Source organism: Vibrio sp. ED004 (assembly GCF_023206395.1).
Taxonomy (GTDB): Bacteria; Pseudomonadota; Gammaproteobacteria; order Enterobacterales; family Vibrionaceae; genus Vibrio.
The window spans coordinates 651,217-664,107 of record NZ_CP066149.1; the positions used below are offsets into that span (position 1 = coordinate 651,217).

13 protein-coding genes are annotated in these 12,891 nt (G+C 44.4%); 9 read left to right on the forward strand and 4 right to left on the reverse strand.

Going from position 1 to position 12,891, the window contains the following annotated elements:
- Nucleotides 1–94: 94 nt before the first annotated feature.
- On the reverse strand, nt 95–532 hold the full coding sequence (gene msrB / locus ITG10_RS02710) for a peptide-methionine (R)-S-oxide reductase MsrB (protein ID WP_128644369.1): 438 nt from the start codon (nt 530–532) through the stop codon (nt 95–97).
- Nucleotides 533–851: 319 nt separating this feature from the next.
- Here msrB and gap point away from each other — a divergent pair, with 319 nt between their 5' ends.
- From gap to ITG10_RS02745, 7 genes are all read left to right on the forward strand, one after another.
- Complete coding sequence (gene gap / locus ITG10_RS02715) at nt 852–1,847, forward strand: type I glyceraldehyde-3-phosphate dehydrogenase (protein ID WP_017630988.1); 996 nt, start codon at nt 852–854, stop codon at nt 1,845–1,847.
- Between the two features lie 242 nt (nt 1,848–2,089).
- Nucleotides 2,090–2,980: a D-hexose-6-phosphate mutarotase gene (locus ITG10_RS02720; protein ID WP_017630989.1), complete on the forward strand. Its 891-nt coding sequence runs from the start codon at nt 2,090–2,092 to the stop codon at nt 2,978–2,980.
- 296 nt (nt 2,981–3,276) lie between these two features.
- Nucleotides 3,277–5,313: a methyl-accepting chemotaxis protein gene (locus ITG10_RS02725; RefSeq protein ID WP_017630990.1), complete on the forward strand. Its 2,037-nt coding sequence runs from the start codon at nt 3,277–3,279 to the stop codon at nt 5,311–5,313.
- Between the two features lie 169 nt (nt 5,314–5,482).
- Nucleotides 5,483–6,298 (forward strand): 23S rRNA (guanine(745)-N(1))-methyltransferase, encoded by an 816-nt coding sequence (gene rlmA, locus ITG10_RS02730; RefSeq protein ID WP_017630991.1) that lies wholly within the window; start codon nt 5,483–5,485, stop codon nt 6,296–6,298.
- A 75-nt stretch (nt 6,299–6,373) separates the two neighbouring features.
- Nucleotides 6,374–7,333, forward strand: coding sequence for a ChaN family lipoprotein (locus tag ITG10_RS02735; protein WP_017630992.1), 960 nt, complete (start codon nt 6,374–6,376; stop codon nt 7,331–7,333).
- 237 nt (nt 7,334–7,570) lie between these two features.
- Nucleotides 7,571–7,924 (forward strand): hypothetical protein, encoded by a 354-nt coding sequence (locus ITG10_RS02740; RefSeq protein ID WP_017630993.1) that lies wholly within the window; start codon nt 7,571–7,573, stop codon nt 7,922–7,924.
- A 172-nt stretch (nt 7,925–8,096) separates the two neighbouring features.
- Nucleotides 8,097–9,983: a BCCT family transporter gene (locus tag ITG10_RS02745; RefSeq protein WP_017630994.1), complete on the forward strand. Its 1,887-nt coding sequence runs from the start codon at nt 8,097–8,099 to the stop codon at nt 9,981–9,983.
- A 105-nt stretch (nt 9,984–10,088) separates the two neighbouring features.
- On the opposite strand, the gene ITG10_RS02750 is transcribed toward ITG10_RS02745, so the two are convergent.
- Nucleotides 10,089–10,526 (reverse strand): YcgN family cysteine cluster protein, encoded by a 438-nt coding sequence (locus tag ITG10_RS02750; protein WP_017059388.1) that lies wholly within the window; start codon nt 10,524–10,526, stop codon nt 10,089–10,091.
- A 159-nt stretch (nt 10,527–10,685) separates the two neighbouring features.
- Here ITG10_RS02750 and ITG10_RS02755 point away from each other — a divergent pair, with 159 nt between their 5' ends.
- Nucleotides 10,686–10,934 carry a YkgJ family cysteine cluster protein gene (locus ITG10_RS02755; RefSeq protein ID WP_017059389.1) on the forward strand — a complete coding sequence of 83 codons (249 nt, stop codon included), beginning with the start codon at nt 10,686–10,688 and terminating at the stop codon, nt 10,932–10,934.
- 100 nt (nt 10,935–11,034) lie between these two features.
- Nucleotides 11,035–11,724, forward strand: a complete 690-nt coding sequence (aqpZ, locus tag ITG10_RS02760; RefSeq protein WP_026084260.1) for an aquaporin Z — start codon at nt 11,035–11,037, stop codon at nt 11,722–11,724.
- 64 nt (nt 11,725–11,788) lie between these two features.
- Here the strand turns inward: aqpZ and recR are convergent, their stop codons facing one another.
- The gene (gene recR, locus ITG10_RS02765) at nt 11,789–12,388 is read right to left on the reverse strand and encodes a recombination mediator RecR (protein WP_019823189.1); all 600 of its coding nucleotides are present in this window, start codon (nt 12,386–12,388) and stop codon (nt 11,789–11,791) included.
- 77 nt (nt 12,389–12,465) lie between these two features.
- Nucleotides 12,466–12,795 carry a YbaB/EbfC family nucleoid-associated protein gene (locus tag ITG10_RS02770; RefSeq protein ID WP_017062338.1) on the reverse strand — a complete coding sequence of 110 codons (330 nt, stop codon included), beginning with the start codon at nt 12,793–12,795 and terminating at the stop codon, nt 12,466–12,468.
- Nucleotides 12,796–12,891 lie beyond the last annotated feature (96 nt).

The window sequence follows — 12,891 nt, forward strand, 5'->3', positions numbered from 1 at the left end:
TACTAGAGTTAACTCTGAAATTCTGAAGTCTTGGGCAATTCAGTATTATTCGATCGGCAAATGCGACCTGTAAGGATTAAACAATAGTTACAAGTTATTTCGTACTTTTGTCATTTTTGTTGAAAATTAACGACACTGAATTAACACAGAAACGTTCACCGGTTGTCTTCGGTCCATCAGGAAAAACGTGACCTAAATGGCTATCACAAGCGGTACAACGGATCTCTACACGCTTCATTCCGTGACTTAGATCCTCTATATAGCGTACTGCTTCGTCATTCACTGGTGCATCAAAGCTAGGCCAACCGCACCCAGAGTCGTATTTGTTATCCGATAGAAACAAAGGGCTTTCGCAACATGTACAGCTATAGACACCTGTGTCTTGGTTGTGTAGTAACTTACCGCTATATGGGGCTTCAGTACCACGTTGACGACAGACTGCAAACTCGTCGTCTGATAGGCGCTCACGCCAGTATTCATCAGGCTTTATCATATTCTCTCCCTTTTGAATCACGTTAATATCTCTCCACATTCTCATTTATTATATTTACTTTTTTCTATAAAGGCTTGCATATGAGTCGTTTTGTAGCACATACTTTCTCACTAGAAAACATTGTACATATACACTCATAAGTGAATCATCATTTAGGGGTATTTTACCCAACTGGAAGGTTACAGAGCCACTCGCAATGGTCAATTTTCAACCACTTACACCCAATTGTTAAGAAAAGCGTCGCTTTTTTTTGACATTAAACAAGTTAAGTCGGATTATCTATTGCAGATGTATACTGGATTCTGTAATTTTACTACCAGTTATCTTTAATCAGAAATTAAGTTGTGGAGCAACTACAATGACTATCAAAGTAGGTATTAATGGTTTTGGCCGTATCGGTCGTTTCGTATTCCGTGCAGCGCAAGAGCGCAATGACATCGAAGTTGTTGGTATCAACGACCTTATCGATGTTGAATACATGGCATACATGCTTAAGTACGACTCAACTCACGGCCGTTTCAACGGTACTGTTGAAGTTGAAGGCGGTAACCTAATCGTTAACGGTAAAACTGTACGTGTTACAGCTGAGCGTAACCCAGAAGAACTTAAGTGGGACGCAATCAACGTAGACGTTGTTGCTGAAGCTACTGGTCTTTTCCTAACTGACGAGACTGCACGTAAGCACATCACTGCTGGTGCTAAGAAAGTTGTTCTTACTGGTCCTTCTAAAGATGCAACTCCAATGTTCGTAATGGGCGTTAACCAAGCATCTTACGCTGGTCAAGACATCGTTTCTAACGCTTCTTGTACTACTAACTGTCTTGCACCTATCGCTAAAGTACTTAACGATAAGTGGGGCATTGAGTCTGGTCTTATGACTACAGTTCACGCTACTACAGCAACTCAAAAAACTGTAGATGGCCCTTCTGCTAAAGACTGGCGCGGTGGCCGTGGTGCTTCTCAAAACATCATCCCATCTTCAACTGGTGCTGCTAAAGCTGTAGGCGTTGTTCTTCCAGAACTAAACGGCCTTCTAACTGGTATGGCTTTCCGTGTACCAACTGCTAACGTATCTGTAGTTGACCTAACAGTTAACCTAAAAGAAGCTGCATCTTACGAAGAAATTTGTGCTGCAATGAAAGAAGCTTCTGAAGGCGAAATGGCTGGCGTTCTAGGTTACACAGAAGACCAAGTTGTTTCTCAAGACTTCATCGGCGAAACTCAAACTTCAGTATTCGATGCTAAAGCTGGTGTTGCTCTAACTGACAAATTCGTTAAAGTTGTATCTTGGTACGACAACGAAATCGGTTACTCAAACAAAGTTCTAGACCTAATCGCTCACATCTCTAAGTAATTTCTTTTTAGAAATAGCTTTAGATAAGCATTAGCGAAGACTGTTTTGAGCAGACTTTGAAAAAGGCGACCTTAGTGTCGCCTTTTTAATACCTGCTATCTTTTAAACCGCGTCTATTAAGTTCATCGAGATAGCCCAAACGCAAAATTCAATTCTAATACTGACTCTTGCTTGTTACTCATAAAAGCACAAGCACCGTTCTAGTCAGCATTTGAATTCAATTTCCTTAGAAGGATCATGTAATGGATTTATCAACTCTACCTGCACTGGCTGTACTTTCTGACAACGTCACTATCGTTGAACACGAAGGTGTAAAACTAGTTCGCGTTATCCACGATAAAGCAAACGCCGCGATTTCACTGTTTGGCGGCCATGTCGTGTCGTTCCAACCACAAGGCCAAGAAGACCTGATTTGGATGAGCCAACAAGCTAAATTTGATGGTAAAACAGCACTGCGCGGTGGTATTCCAGTATGTTGGCCTTGGTTTGGCCGCATTGCAGCACCTGCACATGGCTTTGCTCGTTCAAGCGAGTGGCAATTAGTTGAGCACCGCGAAAGCGAAGCTGGTGTGATTGTAAGCTTAGGTCTTAAACCTAGTGAAGAGACGCTGGCAGTATGGCCTCATCAGTTCGATGCTCGCCTAAATGTTGAGATTGGCGATGAACTGAAAGTAACTTTAGATGTGAAGAACACAGATTCGCAACCATGGACTTTCTCTGGCGCGCTGCACACTTACCTAAATGTTGGCGATATTCACAGCACAACCACCACAGGTATGGGTGCTGAGTACATTGATAGCCTGCAAGGTGGCAAGATCTGCCAAGGCGGTGCTGAGCTTGTATTAACCGATACGATTGACCGCGTTTACACTCAGCCAGAAGCGCAAATCTTTGTTGCTGACAAGAAACTAGATCGTACTCTAACGGTTGAAAACCACGGCCATAACTCTGCTGTACTGTGGAACCCGTGGGCGGAAGGCGCTACTAGTATGGGCGACATGCAAGACGACGGTTACCTAACCATGCTATGTGTTGAATCAACACTGCATGCACCAAGCCTTGAAGCAGGCAAAACACTGCAGCCAGACGAAAGCCACCAGCTGATTACGGTGATCTCTTCAAACGAGGCTTAAAAAAAGCTTCTAAGTAATCTAGCTCGGAACAAAAATGCAGCCATATTGGCTGCATTTTTTTATCCGTCTAATCTCGCTCACACCTAAGCAACTGAATCTTTTCACAGAAATAGAATCCTCATCTGTTCAAATCAACGCCAGCTTACGATTTATTCATTTAATTTATAAATATAACCATCAATTAATTAACTCTTATCAATCACTGCCGATAAATAAGTTCCTATGATAGAAAACTCAATAACAAATTTACCTAAAACCACTTAACAACACCTCAATGAAGACAGGATAGTGAATTCATGCTCGAGAAATACAAAAATCAAAGTGTTGGCTTCCAACTTAAGTTGGTCATTTTATTGTGCTTGCTTATCGCGTTTAGCTCGATAGCGACCCTCGTTTATCGTAATGCCTCACAGGTACTTTTAGAGAACACATTAAAGGAGCATCAATCAAAAGTAGAAGCGATGGCCAAAACCATATCCGGCCAATTTGACGCCTACCTGCATACCGCCAAAGTTTTAGAATCTACCTTTCGCAACGGTTACTTAGCAGGTGTTTACGTAGAAAACTATGATGTTGAGTTTAGCGGTCACTCCATACCAAACATGACTCAATATGGTGAGAGCCTGATCAACGATACCAAACTGGTGGATAGCTTTACCCGAGACACAGGAGCCGTTGCTACCCTATTTGCCCCATTTGGTGACGACTTTATCCGCGTATCTACCTCTCTAAAAAAACCTTCAGGCGAGCGTGTAGTTGCCACAACTCTTGGCAAAGATCATCCCGGTTACAGCAAACTGAAAAGTGGCCAACCTTATTACGCTCAGGTAAAACTTTTCGGTCAACGCTACATTACCTATTACGCGCCTCTTATGAACGCACAAGGTAAGGTCAATGGTGTATCCTTTATCGGCTTACCGGTTGAGGAAGCAACACAAAGCCTATTTGAATCTTTACGTTCAGTATCATGGGGCGATACAGGTTACACCATCATTGTTGATAATGAGCAAGAGCACCAAGACCAATACTTACTGCATCCTACTCACGCTGGCGGCGGTAAATCGATCATTGACGTAGCTGACTACGACGGCAATAAACCTTTCTATCAGATATTCGAACAATCATCTGGATTGATTCGATACCCATATAAATTCCAAGAAACGGTTGGTGAAAAGTACTTGGTATATACCGAAGTACCAGGTTGGGACTGGAAACTACTTGGTGGTACATTCATTAAGGAAGTGACTAAAGGCAGTGACGATCTGCTAAAACTTATCGCGATCATCTCGGCCTTGATTGCCGCCGCGACAATCGTAGCGCTAACCTTCGTATTGAATCGCACGCTCACGCCCCTAACGACTCTAAACGAATACATGCTTCGATTGGGTAAAGGTGAAGTCAGCCTGCACATTCCAAACACCGGCAAGCAAACTAAAAACGAGATCAGCAACCTTAATACAGGCGTTGCAACTATGGCAGCTCAGCTGAACACCCTAGTAGGCGAGATTCGCGCGACCAGCGATCAAGTCCAAAACAGCTCGAGCAGTGTCTCACAGGATGCTAGCCACAACTTAACGCAGTCTGACCGCCAACAGGCGCAAGTGGAACAAGTGGTGACAGCAATCGAAGAGATGGCGACCTCTGCGGAATCCGTAGCACAGCAAGTCAATAGTATTGCTGAAAACGTTCGCCTTGCTAATGAAGACAGTCAACAAGGTCTAGAGGTAGTTGAGGGAGTATGTATCGATGTTGCTCAGCTAAATGACCAACTCGATAAGTCTGCATCGGCCATCGAGCAAGTAAGTGCAGACAGCGAAAGCATACAAACCGTCACTAAGATGATTGACGATATCGCCGAGCAAACTAACCTGTTAGCGCTAAACGCGGCTATTGAAGCCGCACGTGCAGGCGAACAAGGCCGTGGTTTTGCTGTTGTTGCTGATGAAGTAAGAACACTCGCTCATCGTACTCAAACATCAGTACAAGACGTAGTAAGCATCATCGAGAAACTAAAGTCTTCGACCAACAATGCCGTGAACTTGATGACACAAAGCCAGTCAAATGCCAACCAAGTACTTGATAAAGCGCAAGAAGCGGGTACGGCACTGGAGTCTATTGCTTCTCAAGTTGAGTCGATCGCTTCTCAAGCTGAAACGATTGCTGCTACATCAGAGGAGCAAGCTCAGGTTTCTCAAGAAATTGCGGCCAACGCGCATGCGATAAGCGACCTCAACCAACAAAGCCGTGAAACCAGCGCTCAGACTTCTCGCAGTGCTGATGAACTTCAAAAGCAAGCGGAGTCATTGAAAAGTCAAGTGAACTTCTTTAGCTAATTCTTAGTAGACGTTCCATTAAACAACTCACTAAGCATTAATAGAGCCAGCCATCGTTGGCTCTATCTCTTCATGAATTATCACTCGCTAAGACAACTGCGTTTATTCTAGCGCCCCACTATGCTTCCTGTTAAAATTTTGGACTTGAAATTTCTACCTCGAGTTCGCAATGACTTACCAATGCCCTTTGTGTCACCAACCTTTATCTCAACACGATCGTACGTTTAAGTGTGAAAAGAACCATCAGTTCGACCTAGCGAAAGAAGGCTATGTCAATTTGATGCCAGCACACCACAAGCGCTCAAAAGATCCAGGTGATAACAAAGAGATGATGCAGGCACGTCGTCGCTTCCTTGAAGGCAACCATTACGATCCAATGCGCCAAGCGGTCGTTAGCTTATGCTCTAGCTACCTGCCAGACGCGGACCCTAGTCTGTTGGACATTGGCTGTGGTGAAGGCTATTACACCAACGAAATCGCGTTGAACCTTCAAAATAAAAACGGCGCGATTTTTGGCCTAGATATTTCTAAGATTGCTATCAAATACGCCGCTAAGCGCTACCCTGCTGTCGACTTCTCAGTTGCCTCTAGTCATCGCCTACCCTTTGCTGAAAACAGCTTAGACGGAATCCTGCGCATTTACGCGCCATGTAAGGCTGAGGAGCTGCAACGTACCATCAAAGACAATGGTGTCGTGATCACCGTGACACCAGCCAGTCGACACCTATACCAGCTGCGTGATGCGATTTATGATGGCGTTCGCTTGCATGACGAAGATCCAGAAGTGATCGAAGTTTTTACGCTTGAGCACCAAGAGCAACTAAACTATATGATGGAACTATCGGGGTCAGATGCATTCGACCTGCTACAGATGACGCCGTTTGCTTGGAAAGCGACTGAGGAGTTTAAACAACAACTCACCGAAACTGAGCAATTCAACTGTGAAGCGGACTTTATGCTGAGAGTGTATCGCAAACAGATTTAACTGATATTGATTATCGTTTGCATTGAAATGTCATCTTGCCTCCTTTAATATGCGTGTTCTTCAAGGAGGCATTTCATGCAACGTATTATTCTTATCGGATTAGCTACCCTGCTTACGGCTTGTGCTAATCAACCTTCAAACAGCACTTCTCAACAAGTGGCTAACACGCAAACGGAAACCGTTTCCACATTCTATGATTACCAGTTTGCTTCTCCACAAGGTGAAACGCTTTCTCTCAATGCTTTACCCGAGCGGCTGATTGACGCTGATGTGGTTCTTATTGGCGAATGGCACACTCACTCGGCAATTCATCGTTTCCAAACCGACTTCTTAAAAGCGCGCCGCAACGCAACATCAAACATTGCGCTTTCAATGGAACAATTCACTCGAGAACATCAAGACACGCTAAACCAATACTTAAACGGTGAAATTGGTGAGCAAGTGCTTATCTCCAAGGCAGCTGCTTGGCCAAATTACGAAAGTGATTACCGTGCATTGGTTGAGTTCGCAAAAGCGAGTGATTTAGATGTTATCGCAGCAAACGCTCCAAAGCCTTTCGTTCAGTGTATTGGTCGTAAGGGATTACCTTACCTAGAGCAGCTTTCTTCAGAACAACGAGATTGGGTTGCGACTGAGGTTAATAATGGCGATAGCCCTTACAAAGAAAAGTTTATGGCTTCTATGCATCACGGTACGCCAGAGCAAACAGAAAAACAGTTTGCCGCTCAGGTAACGTGGGACGAGACCATGGCTGAATCAATCGTTGATTACCTGGCATCGAATCCAGATAAGCAAGTAATTCATGTAGCGGGTAAGTTCCACACAGAAGGTGGTTTAGGCACGGCGGCTTCGATTCTACGTCGTAACCCAGATCTAAAAGTAGCAGTTATCAGCCCAGTTGCTGAGTTCTCATCGGATACGACGGATTACCAACTAAAAGTGCTTTCTCCACCGGCGCGCTTTGTTCAGAAAGAGAATCGAATGAAAGCATACAAGCACCTATCTAAGCGTGGCGCCGATCTTAAGTGCGATTAAACTCGCGAGTCAGACTTAAGCGTATTTAAGTTTAAGTCTGACACCTTAAGAGTTTGCTCAAAAACGCTCCAAGACAAATATAAATATCGGCATAGGAATTGCTTAAATACCAAGCAGTTTTGATTAAGCAGAAGAAAATATAATGTGCGAATAAAAAACATCACTATCGATGATTAATTGCACAAGTTTTTCACACCTCTGCCGATACTATATTTAAGGATAGGTAAGGAGAGCGATATGACGCCAGTAGGAACGAGTAACACTCAGCTGTATTCACCTTCGCAAATGAACACACAAACCAAGAGTACCGAAGCTGAAAAGCCCGCCCCTCTTAAGGTTGAGCAAAATACCGTTAAGCTCTCTGATGAGGGCAAAGCCCTATTATCTGCTCTTAAAGAAATCGATAAAGAAGCGAAGAAAATCGAAGCGGAAAACGAAACCGTGACCGATAAGGTTGAGTCATTTGCTCACGGCGCACTAGGAATGGATCACCCTGATAAGATTGAAGAAGAAGACGATGGTTCTTATTCAGCAGGGCAATACCTGTCCGCAGCGGCAACCGTTGGTGGTATTCTTCTCGCTCTGATATAACGTTACCCTCACTCTACACTATCCCTTCCACTGCCCTCTTTTGCATTGGCACCTCATGCCTTGCCTATTACTCTTTGCCAAAAGCAATTTGTCGTCACGACAATAGACCCGATTTGTTCTAAAAAACGAGTGCACTTCATAATTCCTCTCTCATTTTAATGGAATAATACTCGTGAAAAACACTTTTGAGCTTATTGATAAGCCAACCTTCTTTGGTGCTATTGCACTCCTACTCACGATAGTTTTCCCGCTCATTTTGTTCCCGACTCAGGGCGCAGACTGGATTGCGGTTGCGAAAACATTCATGACTGATCAACTAGGATTTCTATATCTTGCGCTAGGTCTCGCGGCTTGTGCATTTATGGTTTACGTTGTGTTCAGTGATATGGGACAGATTAAACTGGGCGAAGCTGACGAAGAGCCTGAATTCAAAACTGCATCATGGGCAGCGATGCTATTTTGTGGTGGTATCGGTGCAAGTATCCTGTACTGGGGCTGTATTGAGTGGGCTTACTACTACCAATCACCTCCTTTCCAACTAGAGCCGGGCAGTGAAGAAGCAGTTCGTTGGGCAGCAACTTACGGTTTGTTCCACTGGGGACCAATTGCTTGGTCTATCTACCTAATCCCTGCAATTCCTATTGCTTACTTTTTCTATGTACGTAAACAGCCTGTTCTAAAGATCTCTAGCGCGTTAATGCCGGTTCTTGGTGAGCACCGCAGTAAAGGCGTACCTGGAAAAATCGTCGATATCCTATTCATTTTCGGTCTACTTGGTGGCGCAGCGACAACATTAGGTTTAGCCGCTCCTCTAATTACTGAAGGTCTGAATCACCTATTCGGTCTACCTAAAAACAACCTAACGCAAGTGATGGTACTTTTAGTTTGTACTGCGATTTTTGCTTACTCTTCTTATGCTGGATTGGAAAAAGGCATCAAGATTCTAAGTAATATCAACTTCTGGGGTGCGATGGGTCTGTTGGTTTTCGTACTGATTGCGGGTCCAACTATTTTCATGCTTGAAACCGGACTAGATTCAATTGGTCGTCTACTGTCTAACTTCTTCGTTATGGCAACATGGGCGGAACCATTTGGTGGCTACGGTACATTTGAAAACACCCACTTCCCACAAGATTGGACGATTTTCTACTGGGCATGGTGGCTAGTATTTGCACCGAGTATGGGTCTGTTTGTTGCGCGTATTTCTCGCGGCAGAACCATCAAACAAATGGTGTCAGGTTCTATCTTCTTCGGTTCACTAGGTTGCTTCTTATTCTTCATGATTCTAGGTAACTACGGCTTATCACTACAGCTTTCTGGTGAGCTAGATGTGGTTGCAATCCTGAATGCAGAAGGCGCAACCAAGGCAATCTTCTCGATGCTAGCGCAGTTGCCAATGAGCACTCTAGTTATCGCAGTATTCACTTTGCTTTGTATCATCTTTACAGCAACGACGTTTGACTCTATCTCATACATCCTTGCGTCTGTGGTTCAAAACAATGTAACTGAAGAACCAATGCGTTGGAACCGTATGTTCTGGGCATTCACTCTGTCGTTCTTACCAACGATTCTGATGTTCTTAGGTGGCCTAAGTACGCTACAAACCGCAGCAATTGTTGGCGGTTTACCGCTATTGGCTATCTCTGTGATGCTGATGATCTCTGCAGTTCGTGCAACTAACCTCGACCTGCGCCATCAAGACGCGTACATCGAACCAACGATTAACATCGAAGAACTGCCAGACATGGATCCATGGTCGGCAGAAGGTATGGCGTTGGCTCAGTTTGAGAAAGAGAGAGATGCAGCACAAGAAGCTGCAGAACTTGAGCGTGTTGCTTACACAGAACTTGCCGCAGTGAAGAAAGAAATTCGCGCTTATGTGTTAGAGCAAGGTTCACAAATGGAAACTCATGAGTTACCAGAGAACCTACAACAAGCACTTGAGCAGGCCGAGAATAATCTTAGTGCCGCACAAGCGAAAAAGATCGAGTTATCTGAGCAAGCTCAGAATGCTCGTATCACGTTCAATCAGGTGGTTGCAGACTTACCGCTTGCTTGACATTAGCCATGACGCAGTCCATTGATTTGGACCCTCCTAAATACGACAAAGGCTCACAGAAATGTGAGCCTTTTTTTATTCGGTTCATTTGCTACTAATAAGTAACTAACGGTTCGGGTGGTTTAAGATGTGGTCTTCCCAATCGACAACATCAATTTCGTATACCACTTTATTACGAACGCTTTCACCTGCTGCATGCATCTCTGTTTTTGATCCAGTGATCAATGGATGCCATTCTGGGATCGGCTTAGATTCTGATAGAAGACGGTAGGCACAAGTGTCTGGTAACCAGTGAAACTCATCGATCTTGTCACGAGTTAGCTTCAAACACTCTTCACCTGAAGTGAAGCGGTTCGGGTAATCTTTACACGAACATGTTTTGTCGTTTAACCAGCTACACGCCACATTGGTGTAGTACACTTCATCGCTATCTTCATCCATTAGCTTGTGTAGGCAACACTTACCACAACCGTCACACAGTGATTCCCACTCATTCTCGGTCATCTGCTCTAGTGTTTTTTCTTGCCAAAATGGATTCGTCATAGGATTGCTTCTTACTCTTTTACTGGGGTGCGTGTTATACCGCTAGCCCATAAAAAGTTCAAGGATAATAATTGTTCATTCTTTGATCCAATCAATAGCTGTCACTCCCATTATTTTTTGCTACTATCGCGCACCCTGTTATTTAGTGAGTTTAATTTGATGGAATGTCGTTTAGGTTGTGGAGCTTGTTGTATCGCTCCAAGTATTACATCTGCTATTCCTGGAATGCCTAATGGTAAGCCTGCAGGCGTGCGTTGCATTCAATTAAATGAACAAGATCTGTGTAAGTTATTCGGTCAACCTTCACGCCCGAAAGTATGCCATCAATTCAAAGCGTGCCCTGTCATTTGTGGTAAGACCGACCAAGAAGCCCTTGATAACCTGATCGAATTAGAAGCTATTACCTAAGCGTATCTGCCCTTTTCTGCCTCCTATATGCCCAAGATTTCACAAAGTTGCGAAATCTAAACTATCTTGTTGATACTGGTACAGATTAATAAGGATCGTTATGAATAGGTATATCGCAGAAATGTTTGGTACGTTTTGGTTGGTGTTAGGTGGTTGTGGTAGTGCCGTCTTAGCCGCTGCTTTCCCCGATGTCGGTATTGGCTTACTCGGAGTCTCTCTTGCCTTTGGTTTAACTGTGCTCACTATGGCTTTTGCTATTGGCCACATATCCGGTTGTCACCTTAACCCTGCTGTAACTATCGGCCTTTGGAGTGGCGGACGCTTTGATGCCAAAGATGTCGCACCTTATATTATTGCCCAAGTGATTGGCGGTATTATCGCAGGTGGCGTGTTATTTGTGATTGCTTCAGGCCAAGCTGGCTTTGATGCCGCGGCGTCAGGATTTGCTTCCAATGGTTATGGTGAACACTCACCGGGCGGTTACTCGCTCACAGCGGCTCTCGTTTGTGAAGTGGTCATGACCATGGTGTTCCTATTCGTGATTATGGGCGCGACGGATTCAAAAGCACCCACTGGGTTTGCACCTATCGCAATCGGTCTCTGTTTAACCTTAATCCACCTTATCAGTATCCCTGTAACGAATACCTCTGTGAACCCCGCTCGAAGTACTGGTGTAGCAGTGTTTGTTGGTGATTGGGCTGTTTCGCAACTATGGCTATTCTGGGTTGCACCAATTATCGGTGCCGTGATTGGCGCGATGATATACAAAGCAGTGAGAGGTTCAGATTAAGCTCTGAAAAATGTTTAAACAATAAAAGAAAAAGCCGCTTAGTGATATTCACCAAGCGGCTTTGTTAGATCTTATGACGACCGAGTAATGAGTGCGAAAGCGTGGTGCCATCCACCAGCTCTAGCTCACCACCAACGGGAACACCATGAGCAATACGGCTTGCGTTCACTTCATGGGCATTACATAGCTCAGCAATGTAGTGCGCTGTCGCTTCCCCTTCAACTGTCGGGTTGGTCGCTAGGATTACTTCAGAGATATCACCACGGCGTAAGCGGTAGTCCAGAACATCGAGACCGATATCACTTGGACCAATACCATCAAGTGGTGAAAGGTGACCCATAAGCACAAAGTAACGACCAGAATATTGGCCAGTTGCTTCGATAGCTGCAATATCTGCAGGGCTCTCTACTACACAGATTTGACCATTTTCCTGACGTTTAGGATTGGTACAAATGTGGCAGGTATCTTCTTCAGTAAAAGTACGGCACTCATTACAGTGACCAATTTCGGTCATTGCTTGGCTAAGAGCTTCAGCCAACTGTAGGCCGCCTTTTCTATCGCGCTGTAACAAATGAAAGGCCATACGCTGCGCCGACTTGGGGCCAACCCCAGGTAGACAACGTAAGGCCTCCATCAAATGCTCCAGCATATGACTGGTACGCATATTTAACCGTTCTAATTTTCAAGTAACGATTTACTCAAGATAAACCGCAGCTTGAATAAACCTTTAGAAATAGTTTCTTAGAAAGGCATCTTCATACCTGGTGGAAGTTGCATTCCGCCAGTTACGCTAGCCATTTTCTCTTTTTGAGTTTCTTCAACGCGACGAGCCGCATCGTTGAAAGCAGCAGCGATAAGATCTTCAAGCATCTCTTTATCGTCTTCCATTAGGCTTTCATCGATATCAACACGGCGAACGCTGTGGCTACCAGTGATCGTTACTTTTACAAGGCCAGCACCTGACTCACCTGTAACTTCCATATTTGCGATTTCTTCTTGAAGCTTTTGCATGCGCTCTTGCATTTGCTGGGCTTGCTTCATCATGTTGCCCATACCGCCTTTACCAAACATGTTAATACTCTCTGGTCTAATTGGTTTATTAAAATTAATTAAGCTATACGTGCTTAAATGGGGGTTAAGCCAGTGCGATTCAACCCCTCGATGTTC

Bases quoted from the DNA above. Each gene is read 5' to 3' on its own strand.
- msrB (WP_128644369.1), bottom strand. From the start codon at position 532: ATGTGGAGAGATATTAACGTGATTCAAAAGGGAGAGAATATGATAAAG.
- gap (WP_017630988.1), top strand. From the start codon at position 852: ATGACTATCAAAGTAGGTATTAATGGTTTTGGCCGTATCGGTCGTTTC.
- ITG10_RS02720 (WP_017630989.1), top strand. From the start codon at position 2,090: ATGGATTTATCAACTCTACCTGCACTGGCTGTACTTTCTGACAACGTC.
- ITG10_RS02725 (WP_017630990.1), top strand. From the start codon at position 3,277: ATGCTCGAGAAATACAAAAATCAAAGTGTTGGCTTCCAACTTAAGTTG.
- rlmA (WP_017630991.1), top strand. From the start codon at position 5,483: ATGACTTACCAATGCCCTTTGTGTCACCAACCTTTATCTCAACACGAT.
- ITG10_RS02735 (WP_017630992.1), top strand. From the start codon at position 6,374: ATGCAACGTATTATTCTTATCGGATTAGCTACCCTGCTTACGGCTTGT.
- ITG10_RS02740 (WP_017630993.1), top strand. From the start codon at position 7,571: ATGACGCCAGTAGGAACGAGTAACACTCAGCTGTATTCACCTTCGCAA.
- ITG10_RS02750 (WP_017059388.1), bottom strand. From the start codon at position 10,526: ATGACGAATCCATTTTGGCAAGAAAAAACACTAGAGCAGATGACCGAG.
- ITG10_RS02755 (WP_017059389.1), top strand. From the start codon at position 10,686: ATGGAATGTCGTTTAGGTTGTGGAGCTTGTTGTATCGCTCCAAGTATT.
- aqpZ (WP_026084260.1), top strand. From the start codon at position 11,035: ATGAATAGGTATATCGCAGAAATGTTTGGTACGTTTTGGTTGGTGTTA.
- recR (WP_019823189.1), bottom strand. From the start codon at position 12,388: ATGCGTACCAGTCATATGCTGGAGCATTTGATGGAGGCCTTACGTTGT.
- ITG10_RS02770 (WP_017062338.1), bottom strand. From the start codon at position 12,795: ATGTTTGGTAAAGGCGGTATGGGCAACATGATGAAGCAAGCCCAGCAA.